Below are 21,684 nucleotides of genomic sequence, written 5' to 3' on the forward strand. Positions count from 1 at the left end.
GGTCATCGCTGCAACGCCGCGCCGGCGCGCCTCATGGCCGGTCGGTCACGCCGCCCCGCGATCGGTCGCCACGGCTGTGCTGGGCCCGCGTGATAGCTGTGGCACAGCGCACAGGTGCTCGGCACCGCCGCGTGACTGTTTTCGCCGCCATGGCAATCGCGACAGCCTTTGCCGTTCACACCCTTGTCGAGCGCGGGGATGAGCAAGGCATTCGCATCGTTGCTGGCCTTGGCGCCGGCGTGACAGGTGACACACGTCTCCGTCGCGTGCGCCTTATGGTCGAACCAGCCGTTCTTCAGGTATCGCGAGGGTTGAAACACCGGGCGGATATGCCAGCCATTCGTTGACGAACTACCTGTACGGTCGATGACATGGCAGTCGAAACACGCGCCGCCTTTGACAAACGGTGCATCGACGCCGCGGCCATAGCTCGGTCCATAGCCGCCTGCGCTGCCCGCAAAGCCGGGGACGCGGCGTCCGGCGATCGTTCCGGCGATCGGCGCGCCGGATCCGCCCCACGCACGCAGATCGGCCACGACCAAGGCAGGATCGCCATGCCTCAAGGTGCGAACGGTTCCGCCGATGCGTTCGAACGCCAGGCTGTGACACCCCTGGCAATCGAGCTCCATTTCGACCTTGCCGAAACTGACGCCATCATCCGATTTATGGTGACAGCTGGCGCACTCCAGCGCCTTGCCGTCGGTGGAAATCGCCATGCGCGCGACGCCATTGGTCGTGCTCATATGCAGCGCGTGCGGGAACTTCAGCCCGTTATCTTCCCGCTTCGCACTTGCGTCCGTCAGCCGTGCCAGCATTACGCGATCCCCCTGCCACCCCATAGATACGGTGGGGCGCAGATTTGGATGATCCGTCGCGAAATCTCCGGCATTGGCCAGCTTGGTATCGGGGAGCCGGTCTTTCATCGTCGCATGGCAATCGGTGCAGAAATTCTGCGCGGTCGCCGCCATGGGACCTGCGCCCTGATGCTCTTGATGGCAATCGACGCAGCGTTGCCCGGTCGGATAGCCGAAACTGTGCTTCACGCCGTTCTGGAAGCGCGCAAATCCGCCCGGCGGGGCCATTGCCGCGACCTGCCGCTTCGGATCGGCATGATCGTGAACGCTGGTGTGACAGGCGATGCACTTCGCATCCTGAACGGGCTCGAACGGCTTGGCGTGACAGGACTGGCAATCCTTCTCCAGTCCGTGATGCGCGGTGCTCAGCGGCCCGGCATTCCATTGCTTGTCGGCATAGACCGCTTCGGGCCGCGCCTTGGCGCCTTCCCATTTGGCGAAAGTCACGATCGGCCAGGCCAGACACGCCGCCAGAATCAGGAGCACGAACCCCCAAGCGCTGATCCGTTTGCCCGGCAATTTGCCACGCAGCGAAAACGCCGTGCCATCCTCGTCCGCGCGCGCTTCGGCAACCGATCCGACCTTGGCCACCGTCACGACCGGTGTTCCGTCTTCCTCGGACAGCGTCAGGACGTGGCTGCCGAAACGCAATTCGCTGCCATGCGCCGGATTGAGCACCGCGTGTGTCGTCGCGCGGCCATCGACCCCGAACCCCAGCCCACTGCTGCTCTCCGCCACCACGCTCGCGCCCTGCCGGATCAGCGTGGCGTGAAACGGATCGACCGCGAGGTCGGGTAGATGCACGCGGTTCGACGCGTCGCGCCCGATCGTCAGGCGGCTGTCGTCGATCGGTGCGGACCGGACGATATCACGGCCGTCGGCGGTGCGCGCGATGGTGCGAAGGATGAAGCTCACTTGCTCACCAGAAGAAGAACACCGCGACGACATGCGCCGCAACCGCCGCGATGGTCGCAAAGGTCAGCGGCACGTGCACGTAAAGCCAGATTTCGAGCAACGCCTTCAATCGCATGTGACGCCGCATTCGCGCCAGCAGCGCCTGCTTCTTTTCGAGCAAGGCATCGACGCGTTCCAGCGGATCGTCGCCCATATCGGCGCGGCTGCCGGTCAGCCGGCGGATCGCCGCCTGCGCCGCTTCGGTACGACAGCGCGGATATTGGCCCGACAGGCGGTTGACGAAGCTGCCGGCGAAAGGATCCTCGTCGATGCTCGCCAGCACCCATGCGGCGGTTTCGTGATCGAGCGGTTGCGCCGCGGCGTCGAGCTGACGGTCGATGGCGCGCAACGCCTCCAGCATCTGCGCCTCGGTTGTCTCGCCACGATTGGCCGACATGCGCGATGGGATCGTCTGATACATCGTGACCCCGAACAGGCCCGACAGGATCACCACCATCATCAACGCATAAGCCAGCGTGTGCAGGTTCCAGCCGAAATCGAACGCCGTATGCAGCGTCACGACGACGATCAGGCTCAGCCCCAGCCAGACATGCGCCGATGTCCAACCTTTCAGTGACCAACGTCCGCGCGTCATCGCACGCTTGCGGACGCCAAGTGCCGTCAGCCACAGAATCAGGCCCGCCGACGCGGTGCCGCTGATATAGCCAAACGCGGTCCCACCCGATGAATGCGGCGCGGGATCGGCGATATAGAGCATCAGCGCGATCAGGCAGATCGTCCCCGCGACCTTTGCCCATAACGCCTTGGTCAGATAGCCCTGATGCCCCTCGCCCGCGCGAACGCGAACGCGGCCAGTCTGGGTCGCGCGCGTCGGCATCAGGCGCCGCTCCTTTCGAGCCGCGCGACGCTCAAAAACTCCTCGGGCGCAACGCGGATCGCAGCCCCCGTAGGACAGGCGCGGACGCAGGCGGGGCCGCCTTCAATCCCCGAACACATGTCGCACTTGATCGCCTTTTTGGCGGTCTCGCCCGACGCGTGTGCGTATGTCCATTTTTTGGACGGCTCGCCGGGGCCTGGGCCCGCACCGAACAACAGCCAGCTGAGCAATGACGGCTTCTTGGGCGGCACCGCGTCCATGCGGATCACGCCATAGGGGCAGTTTCGCTGGCAATTGCCGCAGCCGATGCAGCTGTCGTCGATGAACACCTCACCGTCCGGCCCGCGGTGGATCGCGTTGGGCGGGCAATCGGCCATGCAATGGGGATGTTCGCAATGACGGCAGCTCGTCGGGACATGCAGATGCGCGAAGGTCTTGCCCGCCTCGCGGTCGAGCCGGCTTAGGCCTTCATGGCTGTCGGCACAGGCCTTTTCGCAATTGTCGCAGCCGACGCACAGATTCTCGTCGATCAACAGCACGTCGGTCGCTTCGCCAACACCTTGCTCAACGAGGAAGGTGGCGACGTTCGAATACATGTCGACGACACTGGAAAAGCCGTCCTTCTTGGCCTCGATGAAGGTGTTGACGTCTTGTCGCGCCGCCATGTCGCGCCGGGCGCGATCGAGCAGCGCGGGCTTGCGCTGCATCAAGGAACGAAACGCCGAACCCTGCAGCTTGATCACTTCGGATTTGATCGCCGCGCGCACCGTGGCGGTGCGTTTGCCGCCCGCGATCAGCGCCATTTCACCGACGTAAGACCCGGCGGGCAGATAGGATAGGAACACCGGCTTTCCGCCGATTTTCTTTTCGACGATCATCGACCCCGTACGGATCACGAAAATGTCGTCGCCCGTATCGCCTTCGACGATCACCGGCTCGCCGGCCTTGATCGACAAAACTTCGGCGGAGGCGACAACCTCCGCGACGTCGCTTTTGGTCAGTCCGCTGCCGAACATCTGCAGCAATTGCCGTTCGATCGAGATTCGCGCGATCTCGCTCTTTGCCGCCGGCACCTGGCTCTGCAGTTTTAGCGCCGCGAGCCGCGAAATTTCGACCGCGATGCAATCCTCGCCCGCACGAATCGTCGCGCCGCGCCGCCGTCCCGAGATCAGCCCGACCTCGCCGAAGATCGACCCTTGTTCGATCGGCACGGTGATCGACGGATCGGTCTGGCTGACCTCGACCAGCACACTGCCTTCGGCAATGGCGAACAGCGACGATCCCGGCGCGTTGCGTTCGAAGATCACGTCGCCGGCGCGGTAAAAGCGCGCCACGCTATCCAGCATGAACTCACGCATCTGCAGGCTGGTCATGCCTTCGAGAATCGAAATGCGCGTGCGCAGGAATTCAAGCCACTCGTCGACCGAGCGCCGCCCCGGCAAATCCTTGAACTTGGCTTCGAGGATCGGTTCGTCGGCGGGTTTCAAATCCGTGTTGCCGTGGATGAACTCGACCACATCATGGCCCTGGTTCATGCAGTGCTTGATCAGCGGATAGCCGGCCAGCGCACCGATGACGTATATTCCGGGTGTGGAACTCTCGAATGTCGGCGACAGCACGGGAAACGCCAGCCGATCTTCGCTGGCGAAGGCCACGCCCGCCGCCTCGACGAACTTGCGTGGCGGTGCCGATCCCATCCTCGCGATGACGCGGTCGCATTTCAGGCGTACCTCGCCGTCACGTGTGTCGAGCACGATCTCGCCGCGCTCGATCGCGCTTGCGGTCGTCTCGTTGTGGATCGTCAACCGTCCCGTGTCGTGCGCCGATTGCAGCGCCTTGACGTTGGCGCTCTTGGCCGTCGGGAAATCCGCGCCGCGATTGAGCAGGTGAACGACATTGCCCTGTGCTGCGTCCGCCGCGAGGCCGAGCGCATTCTCGATCCCCGCATCGCCACCCCCGACGACAAAGATGTGCTCGTCATTATATTCGGCAGGGTCGTCGAGCTGATACTGCACCTGCGCGCCTTCGCCGACCGTACTGCGCACCAGATTGGGATTGCCCTGTGTGCCGATCGCCAGCACGACCGTCTCGGCGTCGATCGTCGCACCGTCCTTCAGCGTCAGGGTGAACGCGCCCTGTTCGCCCGTGATCGACGCAACCTCGGCCTTGTACCGCACCGTTACCCGCGCGCCCTCGGTCTGGTCGTTCCAGGTGCCGAGAATCACCTCGCGCTTGCCCGCCCCGAAGTCGAGATCCGACCGCAACACCAGCTGCGCCGGCGTCGCCATGACGTGCTTGCCCTTCTGATATTTATAGATCGTGTCGGACAAATGATCGGTCTTTTCGATCAGGACATGACTCAGCCCGAGCTGCGCCGCACGCGCCGCCGCACTCAGTCCCGCCGGTCCCGATCCGACTATCGCGATGCGAACTCTGTCGCTCACCCCATTCCCCCTGCCCCATCGCACTCTAGCATCGTGGCTCCGTCGCGCTAGGGGGTGCGGCATGGACAATAAAAGACTCAGTCGTCTCGCGCTGATTTTATCCGGTGTACTTGCGGTTGTTGCGGTTGCCGTCAGCGCCTGGCGGTCGAAAACGACCGATGCGCCGCCCGCCGCAGTTGCCGCCAACGCGCCCTCGGCTGACGCGGCGCAGCTTATCACCGGGCTCGAATCGCGCTTGCGTGCGAATCCCGACGATGTCGCCGGATGGCGCAACCTCGGCATAGCGTTTTTTCAGACCGAACGCTTTGCCGAGGCCGCTTCCGCCTATCAAAAGGCCGCAGCGCTGACGCCAGCCGATGCGACGATCTGGTCGGCACTTGGTGAGGCATTGGTGCTTGCGGGACCCGGCACGATCCCAGCCGATGCCCAGACGGCTTTCAAACGCGCGTTGACGATCGACCCGAAGGATCCGCGCGCGCGCTATTTCCTCGCGGTGGCGGACGATCTTGCCGGGCGCCATACACAGGCAGTCGACGGCTGGTTCGCGATCCTTGCCGACTCTTCGGCCGCCGACCCGTGGTACGACAGCGTGCGTCAGGCGATCGAACGCGTCGCCGCACAGAACAAGATCGATGTGGCCTCGCGCCTTGCGACGCTGAAGGCCGCCGCGCCCGCGTCCGCCGCCGCCGCTGGCATTCCCGGCCCGACGCCCGACCAGATGCGCGCCGCGTCGGGCCTTGCTCCCGGGCAGCAACAATCGATGGTTGATGGCATGGTCCAAAGCCTTGCCACCAAGCTCGCTGCAAATCCAAAAAATCCCGATGGCTGGATCATGCTGATGCGCAGCTATGCGACGCTCGGCCGCCAATCGGAGGCGCGCGCGACGCTGATCAAGGCCAAGGCGGCCAATCCTCAGGCGGCTGCGGACCTCGACGCCGCGGCGCGCACGCTTGGCATTTCAGCCTCCTGAGTGCATTGCGGCGCGACGATGACCGACAAATGGACTCCCGACAGCTGGACCCGCGCCGACGCGCGCCAGTTGCCCACTTACCCTGACGCTGCGGCACTCGATGCCGCGACGGATACGCTGTCGCGCTTCCCGCCGCTGGTTTTCGCCGGCGAAGCGCGCGCGCTGACCGCCGATCTGGCCAAAGTCGCCGAAGGAAAAGCGTTCCTGCTGCAAGGTGGCGATTGCGCCGAAAGCTTTGCCGAATTCCACCCGAACAACATTCGCGACACGTTCCGGGTCATCCTTCAGATGGCGGTGGTCCTGACCTTTGCGTCAAAGCTGCCGGTGGTGAAGGTCGGGCGCATGGCCGGCCAGTTCGCCAAGCCGCGCTCGACCGACATGGAGACACAGGACGGCGTCGAACTGCCCAGCTATCGCGGCGACATCGTCAACGACATCGCCTTCACCCCCGAAGGCCGCGTTCCCGATCCGCAACGCATGGTGCAGGCGTACAACCAGTCTGCGGCGACGCTGAACCTGCTTCGCGCATTTTCGAACGGAGGTTATGCCAACCTCCATCAGGTCCATGCCTGGACACACGATTTCATGGGCCGCAGCCCGTGGACGCGCGAATATAAGGATGTGGCCGACCGGATCGGCGAGGCGCTGGAATTCATGGCCGCGTGCGGCATCAACATGGACACCGTGCCGCAACTCAAAGCGACGCAATTCTACACGAGTCACGAAGCCCTGCTGTTGCGTTACGAGGAGGCGCTGACCCGCCAGGACTCGTTGACCGGCGGATGGTACGATACCTCGGCGCACATGGTGTGGATCGGCGATCGGACACGGTTCGAAGGCTCCGCGCATATCGAGTTTCTGCGTGGCATCGGCAATCCGATCGGTCTCAAATGCGGCCCCAGTCTGCAACCCGACGAATTGATCCGCATTCTCGACACGCTGAATCCAGGGCGTACTCCCGGCCGTATGACTCTGATCACCCGGTTTGGGCATGACAAGATCGAAAGCGGCTTGCCGCCCCTGATCCGTGCGGTTCAACGCAGCGGGCATCCGGTGGTGTGGAGTTGCGACCCGATGCACGGTAATGTCGTGAAGGCGGGCAACGGCTATAAGACGCGCCCGTTCGAGCGCATTCTGGGCGAGGTCCGCGGTTTCTTTGCCGTTCATCGCACCGAGGGGAGCTTCGGCGGCGGGATCCATATCGAAATGACCGGCCAGAACGTCACCGAATGCACGGGCGGCGCGGTCGATGTCAGCGAACTGGACTTGGCCGACCGCTATCACACGCATTGCGACCCGCGCCTCAATGCGGCCCAGAGCCTCGAGCTGGCATTCCTGCTGGCCGAATTGCTGCGCGCCGAACTGGCGGGCGTCGCCGGACGGCAAGCCGCCTGAGTGGTGCTCCGGGAGAGACTCGAACTCCCGACCTGCGGTTTAGGAAACCGTTGCTCTGTCCAGCTGAGCTACCGAAGCGCCGCCGCGCTGCTATGCGCGAGGCGACTTAGGGTCAATTGACCTCGCTGGGTTTTACCACCGGGCATAATAACGGCATCACCGCCACGCCGTCTTCGCGCAGCGCCTTCGCTTCAGCGGGGGTCGCCTCACCGTGGATCGTGGCCTGCGGGATGGCGCCGTCAGCCATGTCGCGCGCTTTTCCAGCGAATTCCTTGCCCACCCAAGTCGAATCCTTGAGGCTCGCCGCCTGCATCGCAGCGATCGTCGCCAGCATTTGTTTGGGCGATGGCGCATCGTTGCTACGTTTGCCGGCGATCCGCGGCACCGACAGCGCGCGTTCAACGTCGGTATCGCCACAAGTCGGGCAAGCAACCAACGCGCGGGCGCGCTGATCCTCAAAGGCGTCCGAACTTGCAAACCAGCCTTCGAAGCGGTGTCCGCCGGTGCAGGCGACGTCGATCACGATCACGCGATCGACTCGATCGGCCGACGGTGCTTGATCACCGGCACGCGCGAGCGCGCTTCGTCCACGGCCGTTAGTTCGATGTCGCAAAACGCCACACCGGGCGCGTCGCCCATGTCTAGCAACACCTTGCCCCAAGGATCGATGACCAGCGAATGGCCAAACGTCCGTCGGCCGTCCTGATGTTCGCCGGTCTGCGCGGCGGCGACGACGAAAGCCGCATTCTCGATGGCGCGGGCGCGCTGCAAAACATGCCAATGCGCTTCGCCGGTCGGCACTGTGAAGGCGGCGGGCGCAGCGATGACCGTCGCGCCGGCATTGCTCAGCGCCGCGTGCAAAGCAGGAAAACGCAAATCATAACAGATGGTCAAGCCGAGCGTGCCTAAGGGCGTCTCGACGGTCACGGCGCCTGAGCCCGGCGCATAGGCCGCCGACTCACGCCAGCTGTCCCCCGCACCGACATCGACATCGAACATGTGCATCTTGTCGTATCGTGCAACGATCTCGCCAGCGGCGTCGATCACAAAACTGCGGTTGGCAAGCCGTCCATCGGCACTCCCGCGCACCGCGAGACTGCCGAGCGCGACCCAGATGCCATGCGCTTTCGCCGCGGCGCAGGCGCGGGCCAAAGCTGGGTCTTCTCGCTCATCGCGCAAATGACCGTCGGCACGCTTGCGGTCGCGATCGAGCAAGCCGCTCATTTCGGGCGTGAACAGCATGGTCGCGCCGCCCGCTGCCGCTTCGGCAATCGCCGCTTCGATCGTCGCGGCATTGGCGTCGGGGTCGATCCCCGAGTTCATCTGCAACAGTGCAACGCGCATCGCTCAGCCCGCGATCAACGCGTCGAGTTCACCAGATCGGTCGAGCGCGGCCAAGTCGTCCGATCCGCCGATATGGCGGCCGTCGATAAAAATTTGCGGCACGGTGCTACGACCATTCGCGCGCTGGAGCATCTCCGCGCGGCGGGGTCCGCCCATCGTGATATCCACATCCTCGAACGTCGCGCCCTTGCTCCGCAGCAACGCTTCGGCGCGGGTGCAGTAGGGGCAGAAGGCTTTGGTATACATCTCGATCTTGGGCATGGCTTACAGGTGTGGTGCAGCCCGACGCTTGTCAATCGTCACGCAGGACACGCGCCCAGCACAACACGCTGACCTGCGCCGCGCCCGCCCGCCGTGCCACCCGCGCACACGCTTCGACCGTTGCGCCGCTGGTATAGACATCGTCGACCAGCACGACATGCCGTCCATCGAAGCGCTGCGAGGCGCGAAACACGCCGCGCATCGCCCGCGTTCGTGCCGCGGCGCCAATGCCCTTCATCGGCGGTGTGGCGCGGATGCGCCGCAGAGCATCGTCGGCCACCGCCACCCCGCGCGCCCGAGCGACATGGCGCGCTATCTCCAGCGCCTGATTGTAGCCGCGCGACCATAATCGCCAATGATGCAGCGGCACCGGAACCAGCAAGGCGTCGGACTCCAACGGCACATCGCGTGCCATCGACGCGGCAATGATCCGCGCAACGCCCGGTCGCCGCCCGTATTTCAGCCGCAGCACGACCTTCCGTGCGACCTCACCATAAGCGACCGCGGCGTAAACCCGGCCATGACGTGGCGGCGCGGCAAGGCAGCGCGCGCATACTTCCTCACCGCCGGGCAGCGGCAGATTGCACGCCGCACAGCCCAGGTTGTCGAGGAAATCCAGTTTCTCCCAGCAATCGCCGCAAAAACGTGTATCGTCTTCGACGATTGCGCCGCAGCCCGGGCAACGCGGCGGCAGCACCAGCGCCAACGCCCAATCGCCAAAGCTGCGCACCGACCCCATGCGCGCCATTGTGAGCGGCGCGGTTCCGCCGCACAAGCGCGCGCAATGGCTGTTCCCGAACTCTTCGACCGCGCCGCCCGCCGCGCCCGCCGCGATCGAGCTGGGCTGGCCGGCGGGGTTTTGGATCAGTTGATCGCCGAGGAAATGTTCGACCGACTTGATTGCGTCGCGCGCACCTTTGCACAACCGCTGTTGATCGGTGCGTCCGCACCGATGCTCGCCGGGCTGGCCGCGCGCGGGCTGTCCCCGACCGTCATCGATGCAGCGCCACGCCGTGCCGCTGCCGCGAACGGATCGGCGGGCGAAGAAGACGCCCTGCCCTTCGCACCAGAGAGCTTCGATCTGGTGCTCGCTGCAAGTACGCTCGACACCGTCGCCGACCTTCCCGGCGCGCTCATCCTCGCGCGACGCGCCCTCCAACCCGACGGATTGTTCCTCGGTTGCATGGTCGGCAGTCCGTCGCTCCCCGCGTTGCGTCAGGCGCTCGCCACCGCCGAACCCGGAGCCCGCCGGCTGCACCCGCAGGTCGATGCGCGCGCCGGGGGCGATCTCCTGGCCCGTGCGGGATTTGCCTTGCCCGTCGCCGATACGACGATGCTGACGCTGTCATACCGCACGTTCGACGCACTGATCGCCGATTTGCGCGCCTCGGCCGCCACCAACGTACTTGCCGACCGCCACAAACTGTCGCGGTCAACGGTCGCGCAGGCGCAGAAAGCGTTTGCGGACTTGGGCGACGGCGAGCGAACGGTCGAGACAATTACCCTTCTGATGCTCACAGGCTGGGCTCCCGACGCATCGCAGCCCAAGCCGGCAAAGCGCGGCAGCGCGACCGCATCATTAGCGTCAACACTGCGTAACCGTGCGCCGTGACGATATTTTAAGCCTGCTTTCGTAATCCCCGGCACGCGCCGCACTTTTCGCGGCGTGTTGTGGATCGGGCCATGCTTCATCGATTGCGCGCCATTGCCCGGGACAACCGCGCCGCGACGGCGATTGAATATGGCCTGATCGTCAGCTTGATCGTGGTTGCGATCATCGGCGCGTTACAGGGTTTTGCCGGCAAGACGATCTCGATGTGGACCAATGTTTCGACCGCCGTTTCAGGCGCAAGTTAAGTATCTGTTATCCAAACAGCTTTAAAGTTTCTGCAACTGTCCCCCGTTATTCAAAGATTCGCTGACCACGGCAGGGTTTGGCGGGTTCGGACCAAGAGGAGTATTTCACATGTCGTTCATTCGTAAGTTCGCCAAGAATAACAAGGGCGCCACGGCCATCGAATATGGCCTCATCGCTGCCTTGATCGCGGTTGCCGCGATCACCGCGATGTCGGGCGTCGGCAACAAGCTGAACTCGACCTTCACGAACGTTTCGAACAAGCTCTAAGCTTCGTTCGTTTCCTTCGGGAGGCTGATGGGGGCGGCGGAGCGATCCGCCGCCCCTTTCTTTTGAGACAAGGATTTCAGATGCATCATTTCATGCAGATATGGCGCGAAACACGCGCCGCCACCGCGATCGAATATGGCTTGATTGCCGCCTTGATTGCCGTTGCCGCGATCACCGCGATGGGCGGCGTCGGCAACAAGCTCAAGACGACGTTCACGAACGTGTCCAACAAGCTCTAGATCGTTCGCGGCGGCGTTACAGCGTTCCCATATCGAGGAAGCGTTGGCGCCGCCGCCGTTGAAGCTCGCTGGGGCTCAGCGGGGAAAGTTCGCTCAGCGCGTCGCCGATCGCGGTCTTGAGCCCGCCAATCGCCGCCGCCGGGTCGCGATGCGCACCGCCGACCGGTTCGCGCACGATGGTATCGATCACGCCCAGCCGGTGCAGGTCCTGCGCCGTAACCTTCATTGCCTGCGCCATCTCCGCTGCCTTCTCCGGCGTCCGCCACAGGATCGACGCGCCCGCTTCGGGTGAAATGACAGAATAGACGGCATGTTCGAACATGAGCACCCGATCGGCCGCCGCCAGCGCGATGGCGCCACCCGAGCCGCCTTCGCCGACGACCGCCGCGACCATCGGCACACCGAGCCTCAGGCATTGTTCGGTCGAACGGGCAATTGCCTCTGCCTGACCGCGCTCCTCAGCCTCAATCCCGGGGAAGGCGCCCGACGTATCGACCAACGTCAGGACCGGGAGCCCGAACCGGTCGGCCAAACGCATCAGGCGCATCGCCTTGCGGTACCCCTCAGGCTTGCCCATCCCGAAATTGTGGCGGATGCGCGACGCCGTATCGTCGCCCTTTTCATGGCCGATGACCATGACGCGGCGTCCGTCGAACCGGCCCAATCCGCCGAGAATCGCCTGATCGTCGGAAAAGGCGCGGTCCCCGGACAAAGGTACGAATTCATCGACCAGGCCGGCGACATAATCCCGGAAATGCGGCCGTTTCGGATGCCGCGCGACCTGAGTCTTCTGCCACGGGGTGAGATTAGCATAGGTTTCGGCCAGCAATTTGTCGGCGCGCGCGTCGATCTTGCCTATTTCCGCCGAAACATCGCCCGACACATCCGCCGCCGACAATTCGGCAACCCGCGCCTTGAGCTCCGCGACCGGACGCTCGAAATCCATATAATCCATCGCTGCGCGCTAGGTCCGCCCCGCCAGCGCGTCAACGAGCGGATGGCGTTCGTTGACCAGCTCGACCAGCTTGCTCGCTTCGACATGCGTGTAGATTTCGGTGGTCGCGATATCCGCATGGCCGAGCAGCGTCTGCACCACGCGCAGGTCCGCGCCGCCCTCCAGCAAATGGGTGGCGAAGGCGTGGCGCAGGACATGCGGGCTGATCCGGTCGGGAGGGATGGCCGCCTCCCCCGCCACATCGCGGACCAATTGGTGGAGGCGAACGCGGCTGAGGAACGATTTGCCCGAGGGGAACAGCCAGCGGCTACCCGTCGGGCGGACCTTAAGCCATGTCGCCACCGCCGCATCCGCGGCCGCGCTGACCGGGGCTAGCCGCTCGCGACCGCCCTTCCCTTTCACGATCAGGAACGGCCTGCTCGGCTGTATCGCCGACACCGGCAGCGACACCAATTCGGTCGCGCGCAGCCCCGATCCGTAGAGCAGTTCGATCAACGCGGCGAGGCGCAGATCGTTCGCGGTGCCCGAGTTCTCAACCCGCCGCCGCACCACCGCGAACAACGCATCGACATCGGCATGGCTCAGGGTTTTGGGCAGCCCGCGCGATTTTCCCGGGCGCGGTAAGGCGTGGCTGGGATCGTCGGAGCGCGTGCCCTCATCTTCCAGAAACGCGAAGAAGCCGCGCACCGCCGCCGCCTTGCGCGCCACGCTGGCCTTGGAAAGCGCGCGCCATTCGGCGCTCAGCCGCGTTACTGCGACAGCATCGGCCTGCGCCAGGCGACCGTCGAGCAGTTCGGAGGCTTGCGCCAAGTCCGACACGTAAGCCGCGAGCGTGTTCTTTGCCGATCCGCGTTCTGCCGCCATCATCGCCAGAAATGCGGCGATGGCTTCGGCATCGGTCATGCCGTGCGCGTAAGCGCTTCCGCCGCGATCATCCGCGCCTCGGGCTCCAGCCCCACCGCGCGTAACGCCGCGACGATACGGTAGAGCCGCGCCGCGGGGACCCCGGCCCAGCGCGGCGTCTGCATGCCGACTGCAGCAAGCAAGGCGACCGTGCCGGGTTCGTGCGCCACGACGGCGCGGTCGAGTGCCTGTGTCCAGGCATCCTGTGCGGTCAGCGTTTGCGGGGTCGGCAAACGCCCCAACGCGCTCAACCCCGCGCTCAAGAACGCAGCATTACCGAAACCGTCGACCTTGCCGGTGTCGATGTCGAACGGCGGGCGCGGTGCGCCGACTGCCAGCAGTGCCCAGCCGAGGCTGCCCGCCTGGACCCGTTCACCCCAGCGCGCGGCCTGAATGTCCAGCCCCGCAGACAGCATCGACGCGATGGCATCGTCGAGCGCGGCACCGGTTATCGCATCCCCGGGCGGCAAGGCACCGGCCGCACGCGCGGTCAGGATCAGCCGCGCATAACGGCCACTCCACCCGCCGCCGCCGTCCCATAACGACTGCATTGCGCTGACCCGGCCGGGCATGTCCGGCGCGGCGTATGCTTGTCGCAACGCCTGGCTGGGGGTCCCGGTGCGTTCGTCGCTGTCGAGGGCGTCATAAGTCGCGCCATAGAAATCGACGAGCGCGCTGCTGGAAAACACTCCGAGGCTGGCGGCACGGTCCGCCGCCGCCATCCGGTCGGCCAAGGGATAAAGCGGCGCGCGTGCCAGCCATGCCTGAACCTGCGGGCCGACGCTCGCTTGCAACGCGGTGGGAATTGGCACTGCGGTCGCCGCTGCCATGCCGAACCGCCACGCGTTGAGCTGATCGACGCCATCCCATGCAATCGAGATCGAGCGGCGCGCGCCACCCCCGACCGCCGCGACTTTTTCGGCCAGCCGCACATCGACACCGCCGGCCCGGCCCGACCGGCGCAGCTCGTCGAACTCGGCATTGGCGGTTGCACCCTCGCCGCCCAGCCCCTGGCAGATCGCCCGCGCCAGTGCCCAGCCGGGCAAGCGGGTCTGATTGACCGCGGCATCGGCTACTCCGCACAGGGCCGCCGGATCGGCGCTGGCCAGCGCCGCCTGCATCGCCGCATCGTACATGCGGGGGGTGTAATTGTCGGCATCGACCGCCGCGACCAAGGCGCGGGCATCATCGGCATCGCCCAGCCGCGCAAGCAGCAGCGCACGCTCGGCAATCCAGTCGGCGGGTGCGATATTGCTCGGCGTATCGCTGCGGCTGAGCAACGCGCGGCGTAGCAGGATGGCGGTCCACCGCGATGCGATCGGAACGTCGATGCGCTGCATCAGCCCGATGAGAAAGCGTCCGTCGCTGGTCCCGAACGCCGCCGCGCCCAAGCCGCCATCGGCCTCCGCCAACAGCCCGACGCGCTCGGTCGACCGTCGCGCCTGGGGCGGCAGGTCGATCGGCGTCAGATCGGCTTCGTCGGCATTGTCTAGCGTGTTGTCGCCTTCGTCGACCGCAATCGCGTCGCTGGCATTTTCGAGCCCGGTCGCAGCCGCCATGCTGTCGGGCGCTTGGCTTGGCGCAGGCGTCGGCGCGGCACTCGGCGCGGCTGGCGGAGGTACCGGTGGTCCGCCAAAGCCGGGCGGCAGTATCGATTCGGGCGATTTTTGCGCCAGCGCCGGAACGAGCGCGAGGCTGGCCGCACTCGCCAGCGCAAACGCCCAGATCTTAGGCCGCATTGCCCTGCGTCACTGGTGCTTCCATGCGGTTTTGCGGGCCATAGGACGCGCGACCGGCCAGCCAGAACGCCCCGCCCACCAAAATCACGGCGATCACCGCCCAGACGATCAACCGACCCATGTTCTGCATTCTCCTTGCCACCGTCTTTGCCCGAAGCGGGGCGCGCCTGTATAGCCCCGCTCGCTGATGGCCCGTGATCCCTTCCCTCCCCGCTCGATCGTACTCGTCGGGATGATGGGCACGGGCAAGACAACCATCGGCAAACGCCTCGCCAATCGCCTGAACATGCCGTTCGTCGATGCCGATGCGGAAATTGTGCTGGCGTCCGGCCTGTCGGTGGCGGAGATTTTCGAACGCTATGGCGAAGGGTATTTCCGCGATGGCGAGCGCCGCGTGATCGCCCGACTGATCGAGGGCACACCCAAGGTTCTGGCGACCGGCGGCGGCGCGTTCATGAATGACGCGACGCGCACGCTGATTCTAGACCGCGCCATCGCTATCTGGCTCGACGCCGATATCGACACTTTGGTCGAGCGCGTGTCGCGTCGCGACGACCGGCCTTTGTTGCGCGACCGCGATCCGCACATCGTGCTCAGCGAACTGGCGGCGGTGCGCAATCCGGTTTACGCGCTGGCACCGATCCATATCCGCAGCGCGCCCGCTCCCCACGAGGTTACCGTGTCCAAAATCGTCGAAGCGCTGAACGGATGATCCACGTCGAAGTCGGACTGGGCGCACGCGCTTATCCAATTCTCATCGAGAGTGGGCTGCTCGGCAAAGCGGGACCGATCATTGCGCCGTTCGTGCGCAACGACCGGCTTATCCTCGTGCACGACCGCAACGTCGCCGCGCATGCCGCGACGTTGACCGATGCATTGTCGGGGCATCTCGGGCGGATTCATCATGTCATCGTTGAGCCTGGCGAGGGTACGAAAAGCTGGGACGGGCTGAAAGCGCTCGTCGACGATTTGCTCGATCTCGAAATCGAGCGGTCCGAATGTATCGTCGCGCTCGGCGGCGGCGTGATCGGCGATCTGGTCGGGTTCGCAGCATCGATCGTCAAGCGTGGCTGCGGCGTGATCCAAGTCCCTACGACGCTGTTGTCGCAGGTCGACAGTTCGGTGGGCGGCAAGACTGCGATCAACGTGCCGCAGGGCAAGAATCTGATCGGCGCGTTCCATCAGCCGCGCCTCGTCCTGATTGATCCCGGCGTGCTCGCCACCCTACCCGACCGCGAATTGCGCGCGGGCTATGCCGAAGTGCTCAAATACGCCCTGATCGGCGATCCCGATTTTTATGAATGGCTCGACATCAATCTCGATGCATTGCTAGCGCGCGACGCAGGTGCGCTCGAATATGCCATAGCGGTAAGTGTCCGCGCCAAGGCAGCAGTCGTCGCCCAAGACGAACATGAGACGACCGGGGCGCGCGCTTTGCTCAATTTCGGCCATACGTTCGGTCACGCGCTAGAGGCCGAAACGGGATTTTCCGACCGTCTGCTGCACGGTGAGGCGGTGGCGGCGGGGATGGCGCTGGCAATGCGGTTTTCGGTCCGGCGTGGAATCTGCTCGCCCGACGACGCGGCAAAGGTCGCCGACCATCTAAATCGCGCCAACCTGCCCATCGGGGCGCGCGCCAACGGGCTCAACGCGACCGGTGAAATCCTCGCCGCGCATATGGCGCATGACAAGAAGCGCGAGGGTGGGCGCGTGCCGTTCCTGCTGTCGCGCGGGATTGGCGACGCGTTCCTGGCAAAGGATGTTCAGCTGTCCGAAGTCGCCGCATTCCTCGACGCCGATACCGTTTGATCGATCGCGGCCAGCGCCGCGTCATAAGGCAGCAAAGCAGCGGCATGGCGTCCCGGGTAGTCTCGCACAGACGCGATCCGCGTCACTTCCGGCCAGTCGCCCAAATCCTCTCGGACGCCTTTGAGATAGGCCGAAAGATCGTCGCGCGCCGTCGCCACGGCCGCGCGCGTGGAACCGACGATATGGCTGCCCAATATTGCCGCAGACGCTTGCCCGACCGCACACGCCTTTACGTCCTGTCCGAAGGCGATGATCCGCTCGCCGTCCATGCATATATCTGCGACCACGACGCTGCCGCACGCTCGCGAACGGCTTTCCGCGCTGCCATCGCTCTTCGCCAGTCGACCTTGGTCCGCGAGCCTCAGCGCAAGGCGCAGCAGATCACGATTGTACACGGGTCTCGGGAACCTTGCGTCGTTTTTCGACCAGATTGACGATCGCGTCCGAACCGGCGCGCAGCAACGGATAGGTGCGCGCCTCGGTCATCCATTCGGGCCGTGGCTGTCCTTCCGCACGGATCATGTCGCTGGCGAATGCCGCTGCCATGAAGATCAGCGTCGCGCCGAGCAGCCCCTTGAGGACGCCGAAGCCCAGCCCGAGCATGCGGTCAAACGGCCCAAGGATCGACCGCCGCGTCCGGTCGCCCAAGCGCTGAGCGAGGATTTTCACCGCGATGAAGGTCACGGCAAACAGCAACACCAAAGCGAGCACCGAGGCGCCCGAGTCCGATGACATGAAACCGTGCAACACATCGGTCGCCGCACCGTGGCCGAACTTCACCGCCGCGATCGCCGCCGCCCACGCCACGAGCGACAACGCCTCCGCCACGAACCCGCGCCGAAACCCCAGCAACGCGCCGATCGCCACCAGCGTCAGCACCAAGATGTCGAGGCCGGTCATGCCGCCCACCTAGTTGTCGCGCGGACTGCCCGCAATGCCGGGGATTGCCGGAACGCGTTATGCACGGCTAATACACCGCGCCGATGGCCGAAACGCTTCCCAATCATGACGACATCGTCTCGCGTCCTCATGGCCGCTGGGATCTGCCGCCGGTTGCGCCAATTGAGCCACCCGGTCCGCCGGTACGCCCGCGGACGCCGCGGCGGATCATCGTCAAGCGCGTGTTGTGGGGGATGCTGGCGACGTTCGTCATCCTGTTCGCCTATCTCGCGCTGACCGCGCCGCTGTCGAAATCACTCAAGCCGATGGCGCCGCCGACCATCGTGCTGCTGGCGGCGGACGGCACGCCAATTGCCCGCAAGGGTGCGGTGATCGATCGCCCGGTCGAGGCGGCATTGCTGCCCGACAACGTCAAGAATGCGCTGATCGCGATCGAGGATCGGCGATTTCGTTCGCATTGGGGCATTGATCCGCGCGGGATGGCGCGGGCGACGTGGAACAATCTGCGCGGCAATTCGACGCAGGGCGGATCGACGATCACGCAACAGCTCGCGAAGATGACGTTCCTGTCGCCCGACCGGAAGATCACGCGCAAGGCGCGCGAGGCGTTGATCGCGTTCTGGTTGGAGGCTTGGCTGACCAAGGACCAGATCCTCGAGCGTTATCTGTCCAACACCTATTACGGCGACAATGTGTATGGGCTGCGCGCGGCGTCGCTGCATTATTTCAGCCGCCAACCAGAGAACCTGAGCCTGACGCAGGCGGCGATGCTGGCGGGCGTGGTGCAGGCGCCGACGCGGTTGTCCCCCACGCGCAACCTCGCCCGCGCGCAGAAACGCGAGCGGATGGTCCTCAACGCCATGGCTCAGTCAGGGTACATCACCCAGGCCCAGGCCGATGCGACGCCTGCCGCGGTACTGCACGTCATGCCTGCACCGAAAACGCCGTCGGGCACCTATTTCGCCGATTGGGCGGCGGGTCAGGCGCGCGCCGCGACCGAAGATGCCTATGGCGAGAGCGAGATCCGCACGACGCTCGACCCGAACTTGCAGAAGGCGGCGAATGCAGTGATCGGCCGCGCGGGCTTGGGTGAAGCGCAGGCGGCGATCGTCGCGATGCGGCCCAATGGCGAAGTCGTCGCGATGGTCGGCGGCAAGAGTTACAAGACCTCGCCGTTCAACCGCGCGACACAGGCGCGGCGTCAGCCGGGATCGGCGTTCAAGCTGTTCGTCTATCTCGCCGCGCTGCGCAGCGGGATGACGCCCGAGACGATGGTCGACGACAGCGCGATCGTTGAAGGCAAATATCGGCCGAAGAACGACGGCGCGAGTTATCGCGGGCAGATTTCGCTGGAGCGCGCCTTCGCCAAATCGAGCAACGTCGCGGCGGTGCGGCTGTACCGGCAACTGGGCGGCGCGGCGGTGATCCAGGCGGCGCGCGATCTGGGGATCAAAAGCCCGCTGGTCGACGATCCCACGCTGGCGCTGGGGTCTTCGGGCGTCACCTTGCTGGAGCTGACCTCGGCTTATGCGGCACTGGCGGCGGATCATTATCCCGTGGTCCCGCGTGGCTTGCCCGCCGACGAGCCGGGCCTGCTCGACCGGTTGATGGCGATGCGCCACACATTCGATCCGCGGGTGCGCAAAGACATGCTGACGCTGCTCCACCGCGTCGTGACGTCGGGCACGGGACAAAGCGCCAATCTGGCGATCGAAACTTTTGGCAAGACCGGGACCAGCCAGGACAATCGCGATGCGTGGTTTGTGGGTTTCGCGGGTGACCTGATCGTCGGCGTGTGGATCGGGCGCGACGACAACAAGCCGCTGGGTGGGCTGCATGGCGGCGGATTGCCAGCGCAGATCTGGCGCGATTTCATGAGCCAGGCGATTCCGGGTTCGCGGTTGCCGACGCCGGTGGCGGATGAGACCGTGCCGGAGGAGCCGGAGGCTGCGCTCAACGTCACCTTGGGCAATGGTGCGTTGGTCGAAATCGATCCGGAACGTGGTGTCGACTTGAATACCGATCTCGGCACGATCCGCCTCAATGGCGACGGCATCGAGGCACGACGGCGTGAGGAAGGCCCGCCGCCCGACGAGAGCCAGCCGCCGCAATAGTTGTGCGGCCGCTCGGCGACCTGTAGCGCGGGCAAGTGAACCCACTTTCCGTTACAAATTCGATCACCGGGCAAGCCTGGCGCTGGCGCGATTCGACGGCGGCGGGCGGCGATGATCTGGTCGCCGGGCTGTTGCTGGCGCGCGGTTGCCCGCCCGATGCGCTCGACGACCATCGCAACCCGACATTGCGCGCGTTCATGCCCGATCCGTCGATCTTTCGGGATATGGAGAAGGCCGCGCGGCGCATCGCCGATGCGGTGATCGCGGGCGAGGCCGTGACGGTATTCGGCGATTATGATGTCGATGGAGCGACGTCGGCGGCACTGCTAATCCGGTTGTTGCGATCCTTGGGCCTCGGTCCACAGGCTTACATCCCCGACCGGTTGATGGAGGGTTATGGCCCCTCGGGCGAAGCACTGGTGCGGATCGCGCAGGGCGGTGCGACCCTGATCGTCACGGTCGATTGCGGGGCGCAGGCGTTCGAGGCGCTGGCGATGGCGGCGGATACCGGCGTCGATGTCATCGTCGTCGATCATCACAAATGCGCCGCCGAGCTCCCGCGCGCACATTCGGTGGTCAATGCCAACCGGCTGGACGAAGTCGAGGGTGCGGCGCACGGGCATCTGGCGGCGGTGGGCATGGCGTTCGTACTGGGTGCGGCGGTGTTGCGGGAGTTGCGCAGCCGCGATTACTTCGCCGACCGGGCCGAACCGAAGCTGCTCGATTTGCTCGACATTGTCGCGCTGGGGACGGTGGCGGATGTCGCCAGCCTGCACGGCCTCAACCGCGCGTTCGTGGTGCAGGGGCTGAAGGTCATGGCGGGGCGGCGCAACGTCGGGCTGGCCGCTTTGATCGACGCCTCGCGCCTGACGCGCGCGCCGCAGTGCAGCGACCTCGGCTTTGCGCTCGGCCCGCGGATCAATGCCGGCGGGCGCGTTGGCAAATCGGATTTGGGTGTGCGCCTGCTAACCACCGAGGATGAAGGCGAAGCGGCGGAGATTGCCGCTGAACTCAGCCGCCTCAACGAAGAACGCCGCGCGATCGAGGCCGATGTGCAGGCCGAGGCCGAAGCCATGGCCCTGCGCCAGGCCAATCGCGCGGTGATCGTCGTCGCGGGCGTGGGCTGGCATCCGGGCGTAATCGGCATTGTCGCCGGGCGGCTGAAGGAACGGTTTGGACGGCCGGCGATCGTCATTGCGATCGCCGAGGACGGCACCGGTAAGGGATCGGGCCGGTCGATTTCGGGGGTGGATCTCGGCGCAGCGATCCTGTCCGCGAAGGACGAAGGGCTGCTGGTCGCGGGTGGCGGACATGCCATGGCGGCGGGTGTCACAGTCGCGCCGGGCGGGGTCGATGCGCTGGCCGACTATCTCGAGGACCGGCTGTCGGCGCGCGTCGCGGAAGCGGGCGGCAACCGCGCATTGTTGCTCGACGCGATCGTCGCACCGGGGGGGGTGACCCCCGATCTGGTCGAAGCGCTCGAGGCGGGTGGCCCTTACGGCATGGGCTGGCCGGGACCGCGCATCGCCGCCGGCCCGTTGCGCGTCATCAATGCCGATCTGGTCGGCACCGGCGGACATGTGCGCGCCATCATGGCGGGAGACGATGGCCGCAGCCTCAAGGTCGTTGCCTTTCGTCAGGCCGACACGCCGCTGGGTCAGGCGCTGCTCGGCGCCCCGCGCGACCGGCGCTTGTGGGTCGCGGGCCGCGCGAAGATCGACGATTGGGGCCAGCGGCGCGCGGCGGAGTTGCACATCGACGATGCGGCATGGTGCGATTGACATCCACTGCCTCGTGTTCCGGCTCGCCAATCTTCTGGCCACGAAATCGCTAGTTTAGC

General features: G+C 65.4%; 23 protein-coding genes and 1 tRNA gene. 10 read left to right on the plus strand and 14 right to left on the minus strand.

Going from position 1 to position 21,684, the window contains the following annotated elements:
- Window positions 1-2 precede the first annotated feature (2 nt).
- Genes ACM9ME_RS11890 through ACM9ME_RS11900 form a run of 3 tightly spaced genes read right to left on the minus strand, consistent with a single transcriptional unit; the run spans window position 3 to window position 5,090 of the window.
- Window positions 3-1,769: a cytochrome c3 family protein gene (locus ACM9ME_RS11890; RefSeq protein ID WP_415643673.1), complete on the minus strand. Its 1,767-nt coding sequence runs from the start codon at window positions 1,767-1,769 to the stop codon at window positions 3-5.
- 4 nt (window positions 1,770-1,773) lie between these two features.
- Window positions 1,774-2,646, minus strand: coding sequence for a hypothetical protein (locus ACM9ME_RS11895; protein ID WP_415643674.1), 873 nt, complete (start codon window positions 2,644-2,646; stop codon window positions 1,774-1,776).
- A complete protein-coding gene (locus tag ACM9ME_RS11900; RefSeq protein WP_415643675.1) occupies window positions 2,646-5,090 on the minus strand; it encodes a cyclic nucleotide-binding domain-containing protein in 2,445 nt (814 codons plus the stop codon). Before ACM9ME_RS11900 ends, ACM9ME_RS11895 begins: the two co-directional genes overlap by 1 nt.
- Before the next feature lie 61 nt (window positions 5,091-5,151).
- Here ACM9ME_RS11900 and ACM9ME_RS11905 point away from each other — a divergent pair, with 61 nt between their 5' ends.
- Both ACM9ME_RS11905 and ACM9ME_RS11910 read left to right on the plus strand, forming a co-directional pair.
- Window positions 5,152-6,060: a tetratricopeptide repeat protein gene (locus ACM9ME_RS11905; protein ID WP_415643676.1), complete on the plus strand. Its 909-nt coding sequence runs from the start codon at window positions 5,152-5,154 to the stop codon at window positions 6,058-6,060.
- A gap of 18 nt (window positions 6,061-6,078) precedes the next feature.
- Window positions 6,079-7,455: a class II 3-deoxy-7-phosphoheptulonate synthase gene (locus ACM9ME_RS11910; protein ID WP_415643677.1), complete on the plus strand. Its 1,377-nt coding sequence runs from the start codon at window positions 6,079-6,081 to the stop codon at window positions 7,453-7,455.
- Window position 7,456: 1 nt separating this feature from the next.
- On the opposite strand, the gene ACM9ME_RS11915 is transcribed toward ACM9ME_RS11910, so the two are convergent.
- The 5 genes from ACM9ME_RS11915 to ACM9ME_RS11935 all read right to left on the minus strand — a co-directional run bounded on the left by ACM9ME_RS11915 (window position 7,457) and on the right by ACM9ME_RS11935 (window position 9,799).
- Window positions 7,457-7,533 (minus strand) — tRNA-Arg (locus ACM9ME_RS11915).
- Window positions 7,534-7,567: 34 nt separating this feature from the next.
- Window positions 7,568-7,984 carry a DUF1178 family protein gene (locus tag ACM9ME_RS11920; protein WP_415643678.1) on the minus strand — a complete coding sequence of 139 codons (417 nt, stop codon included), beginning with the start codon at window positions 7,982-7,984 and terminating at the stop codon, window positions 7,568-7,570.
- Window positions 7,981-8,799: a carbon-nitrogen hydrolase family protein gene (locus tag ACM9ME_RS11925; protein ID WP_415643679.1), complete on the minus strand. Its 819-nt coding sequence runs from the start codon at window positions 8,797-8,799 to the stop codon at window positions 7,981-7,983. Before ACM9ME_RS11925 ends, ACM9ME_RS11920 begins: the two co-directional genes overlap by 4 nt.
- A 3-nt stretch (window positions 8,800-8,802) precedes the next feature.
- On the minus strand, window positions 8,803-9,060 hold the full coding sequence (gene grxC, locus ACM9ME_RS11930) for a glutaredoxin 3 (protein WP_415643680.1): 258 nt from the start codon (window positions 9,058-9,060) through the stop codon (window positions 8,803-8,805).
- Between the two features lie 31 nt (window positions 9,061-9,091).
- On the minus strand, window positions 9,092-9,799 hold the full coding sequence (locus tag ACM9ME_RS11935) for a double zinc ribbon domain-containing protein (protein ID WP_415643681.1): 708 nt from the start codon (window positions 9,797-9,799) through the stop codon (window positions 9,092-9,094).
- Window positions 9,800-9,844: 45 nt separating this feature from the next.
- Here ACM9ME_RS11935 and ACM9ME_RS11940 point away from each other — a divergent pair, with 45 nt between their 5' ends.
- The 4 genes from ACM9ME_RS11940 to ACM9ME_RS11955 all read left to right on the plus strand — a co-directional run bounded on the left by ACM9ME_RS11940 (window position 9,845) and on the right by ACM9ME_RS11955 (window position 11,424).
- A complete protein-coding gene (locus ACM9ME_RS11940) occupies window positions 9,845-10,672 on the plus strand; it encodes a methyltransferase domain-containing protein (protein WP_415643682.1) in 828 nt (275 codons plus the stop codon).
- Between the two features lie 71 nt (window positions 10,673-10,743).
- A complete protein-coding gene (locus ACM9ME_RS11945; RefSeq protein WP_415643683.1) occupies window positions 10,744-10,917 on the plus strand; it encodes a Flp family type IVb pilin in 174 nt (57 codons plus the stop codon).
- A 109-nt stretch (window positions 10,918-11,026) separates the two neighbouring features.
- Window positions 11,027-11,185 carry a Flp family type IVb pilin gene (locus tag ACM9ME_RS11950; RefSeq protein ID WP_415643684.1) on the plus strand — a complete coding sequence of 53 codons (159 nt, stop codon included), beginning with the start codon at window positions 11,027-11,029 and terminating at the stop codon, window positions 11,183-11,185.
- Between the two features lie 80 nt (window positions 11,186-11,265).
- Window positions 11,266-11,424 carry a Flp family type IVb pilin gene (locus ACM9ME_RS11955; protein WP_415643685.1) on the plus strand — a complete coding sequence of 53 codons (159 nt, stop codon included), beginning with the start codon at window positions 11,266-11,268 and terminating at the stop codon, window positions 11,422-11,424.
- Window positions 11,425-11,440: 16 nt separating this feature from the next.
- Here the strand turns inward: ACM9ME_RS11955 and ACM9ME_RS11960 are convergent, their stop codons facing one another.
- Genes ACM9ME_RS11960 through ACM9ME_RS11975 form a run of 4 tightly spaced genes read right to left on the minus strand, consistent with a single transcriptional unit; the run spans window position 11,441 to window position 15,142 of the window.
- Complete coding sequence (locus tag ACM9ME_RS11960) at window positions 11,441-12,379, minus strand: acetyl-CoA carboxylase carboxyltransferase subunit alpha (RefSeq protein ID WP_415643686.1); 939 nt, start codon at window positions 12,377-12,379, stop codon at window positions 11,441-11,443.
- Between the two features lie 9 nt (window positions 12,380-12,388).
- Entirely contained in the window at window positions 12,389-13,282 is an 894-nt protein-coding gene (locus ACM9ME_RS11965) for a tyrosine recombinase (RefSeq protein WP_415643687.1), read from the minus strand.
- The gene (locus ACM9ME_RS11970; RefSeq protein WP_415643688.1) at window positions 13,279-15,021 is read right to left on the minus strand and encodes a hypothetical protein; all 1,743 of its coding nucleotides are present in this window, start codon (window positions 15,019-15,021) and stop codon (window positions 13,279-13,281) included. The genes ACM9ME_RS11965 and ACM9ME_RS11970 overlap by 4 nt, the downstream gene beginning before the upstream one ends.
- Entirely contained in the window at window positions 15,011-15,142 is a 132-nt protein-coding gene (locus ACM9ME_RS11975) for a hypothetical protein (protein ID WP_415643689.1), read from the minus strand. The genes ACM9ME_RS11970 and ACM9ME_RS11975 overlap by 11 nt, the downstream gene beginning before the upstream one ends.
- A gap of 66 nt (window positions 15,143-15,208) precedes the next feature.
- Here ACM9ME_RS11975 and ACM9ME_RS11980 point away from each other — a divergent pair, with 66 nt between their 5' ends.
- Both ACM9ME_RS11980 and aroB read left to right on the plus strand, forming a co-directional pair.
- On the plus strand, window positions 15,209-15,733 hold the full coding sequence (locus tag ACM9ME_RS11980; protein WP_415643690.1) for a shikimate kinase: 525 nt from the start codon (window positions 15,209-15,211) through the stop codon (window positions 15,731-15,733).
- The gene (aroB, locus tag ACM9ME_RS11985) at window positions 15,730-16,830 is read left to right on the plus strand and encodes a 3-dehydroquinate synthase (RefSeq protein WP_415643691.1); all 1,101 of its coding nucleotides are present in this window, start codon (window positions 15,730-15,732) and stop codon (window positions 16,828-16,830) included. Before ACM9ME_RS11980 ends, aroB begins: the two co-directional genes overlap by 4 nt.
- On the opposite strand, the gene ACM9ME_RS11990 is transcribed toward aroB, so the two are convergent.
- A complete protein-coding gene (locus ACM9ME_RS11990; RefSeq protein WP_415643692.1) occupies window positions 16,785-17,117 on the minus strand; it encodes an iron-sulfur cluster assembly scaffold protein in 333 nt (110 codons plus the stop codon). The genes aroB and ACM9ME_RS11990 overlap by 46 nt on opposite strands.
- Before the next feature lie 94 nt (window positions 17,118-17,211).
- Entirely contained in the window at window positions 17,212-17,730 is a 519-nt protein-coding gene (locus ACM9ME_RS11995) for a CvpA family protein (RefSeq protein WP_415643693.1), read from the minus strand.
- Between the two features lie 83 nt (window positions 17,731-17,813).
- On the opposite strand from ACM9ME_RS11995, the gene ACM9ME_RS12000 reads away from it, so the two are divergent.
- Both ACM9ME_RS12000 and recJ read left to right on the plus strand, forming a co-directional pair.
- Window positions 17,814-19,844 (plus strand): transglycosylase domain-containing protein, encoded by a 2,031-nt coding sequence (locus ACM9ME_RS12000; RefSeq protein ID WP_415643694.1) that lies wholly within the window; start codon window positions 17,814-17,816, stop codon window positions 19,842-19,844.
- A gap of 35 nt (window positions 19,845-19,879) precedes the next feature.
- Window positions 19,880-21,625: a single-stranded-DNA-specific exonuclease RecJ gene (gene recJ / locus ACM9ME_RS12005; protein WP_415643695.1), complete on the plus strand. Its 1,746-nt coding sequence runs from the start codon at window positions 19,880-19,882 to the stop codon at window positions 21,623-21,625.
- The last annotated feature ends 59 nt before the right edge of the window (window positions 21,626-21,684 follow it).

The sequence above is a fragment of the Sphingomonas antarctica genome (assembly GCF_965137005.1).
In the GTDB taxonomy this organism is placed as follows: Bacteria; Pseudomonadota; Alphaproteobacteria; order Sphingomonadales; family Sphingomonadaceae; genus Sphingomonas_O; species Sphingomonas_O antarctica.

Coding starts and splice junctions, on each gene's coding strand:
- ACM9ME_RS11895 (WP_415643674.1), bottom strand. CDS start 2,646: ATGCCGACGCGCGCGACCCAGACTGGCCGCGTTCGCGTTCGCGCGGGC.
- ACM9ME_RS11905 (WP_415643676.1), top strand. CDS start 5,152: ATGGACAATAAAAGACTCAGTCGTCTCGCGCTGATTTTATCCGGTGTA.
- ACM9ME_RS11910 (WP_415643677.1), top strand. CDS start 6,079: ATGACCGACAAATGGACTCCCGACAGCTGGACCCGCGCCGACGCGCGC.
- ACM9ME_RS11925 (WP_415643679.1), bottom strand. CDS start 8,799: ATGCGCGTTGCACTGTTGCAGATGAACTCGGGGATCGACCCCGACGCC.
- grxC (WP_415643680.1), bottom strand. CDS start 9,060: ATGCCCAAGATCGAGATGTATACCAAAGCCTTCTGCCCCTACTGCACC.
- ACM9ME_RS11935 (WP_415643681.1), bottom strand. CDS start 9,799: ATGGGGTCGGTGCGCAGCTTTGGCGATTGGGCGTTGGCGCTGGTGCTG.
- ACM9ME_RS11940 (WP_415643682.1), top strand. CDS start 9,845: ATGGCTGTTCCCGAACTCTTCGACCGCGCCGCCCGCCGCGCCCGCCGC.
- ACM9ME_RS11945 (WP_415643683.1), top strand. CDS start 10,744: ATGCTTCATCGATTGCGCGCCATTGCCCGGGACAACCGCGCCGCGACG.
- ACM9ME_RS11950 (WP_415643684.1), top strand. CDS start 11,027: ATGTCGTTCATTCGTAAGTTCGCCAAGAATAACAAGGGCGCCACGGCC.
- ACM9ME_RS11955 (WP_415643685.1), top strand. CDS start 11,266: ATGCATCATTTCATGCAGATATGGCGCGAAACACGCGCCGCCACCGCG.
- ACM9ME_RS11960 (WP_415643686.1), bottom strand. CDS start 12,379: ATGGATTATATGGATTTCGAGCGTCCGGTCGCGGAGCTCAAGGCGCGG.
- ACM9ME_RS11965 (WP_415643687.1), bottom strand. CDS start 13,282: ATGACCGATGCCGAAGCCATCGCCGCATTTCTGGCGATGATGGCGGCA.
- ACM9ME_RS11970 (WP_415643688.1), bottom strand. CDS start 15,021: ATGCGGCCTAAGATCTGGGCGTTTGCGCTGGCGAGTGCGGCCAGCCTC.
- ACM9ME_RS11975 (WP_415643689.1), bottom strand. CDS start 15,142: ATGGGTCGGTTGATCGTCTGGGCGGTGATCGCCGTGATTTTGGTGGGC.
- ACM9ME_RS11980 (WP_415643690.1), top strand. CDS start 15,209: ATGGCCCGTGATCCCTTCCCTCCCCGCTCGATCGTACTCGTCGGGATG.
- aroB (WP_415643691.1), top strand. CDS start 15,730: ATGATCCACGTCGAAGTCGGACTGGGCGCACGCGCTTATCCAATTCTC.
- ACM9ME_RS11995 (WP_415643693.1), bottom strand. CDS start 17,730: ATGACCGGCCTCGACATCTTGGTGCTGACGCTGGTGGCGATCGGCGCG.
- ACM9ME_RS12000 (WP_415643694.1), top strand. CDS start 17,814: ATGGCCGAAACGCTTCCCAATCATGACGACATCGTCTCGCGTCCTCAT.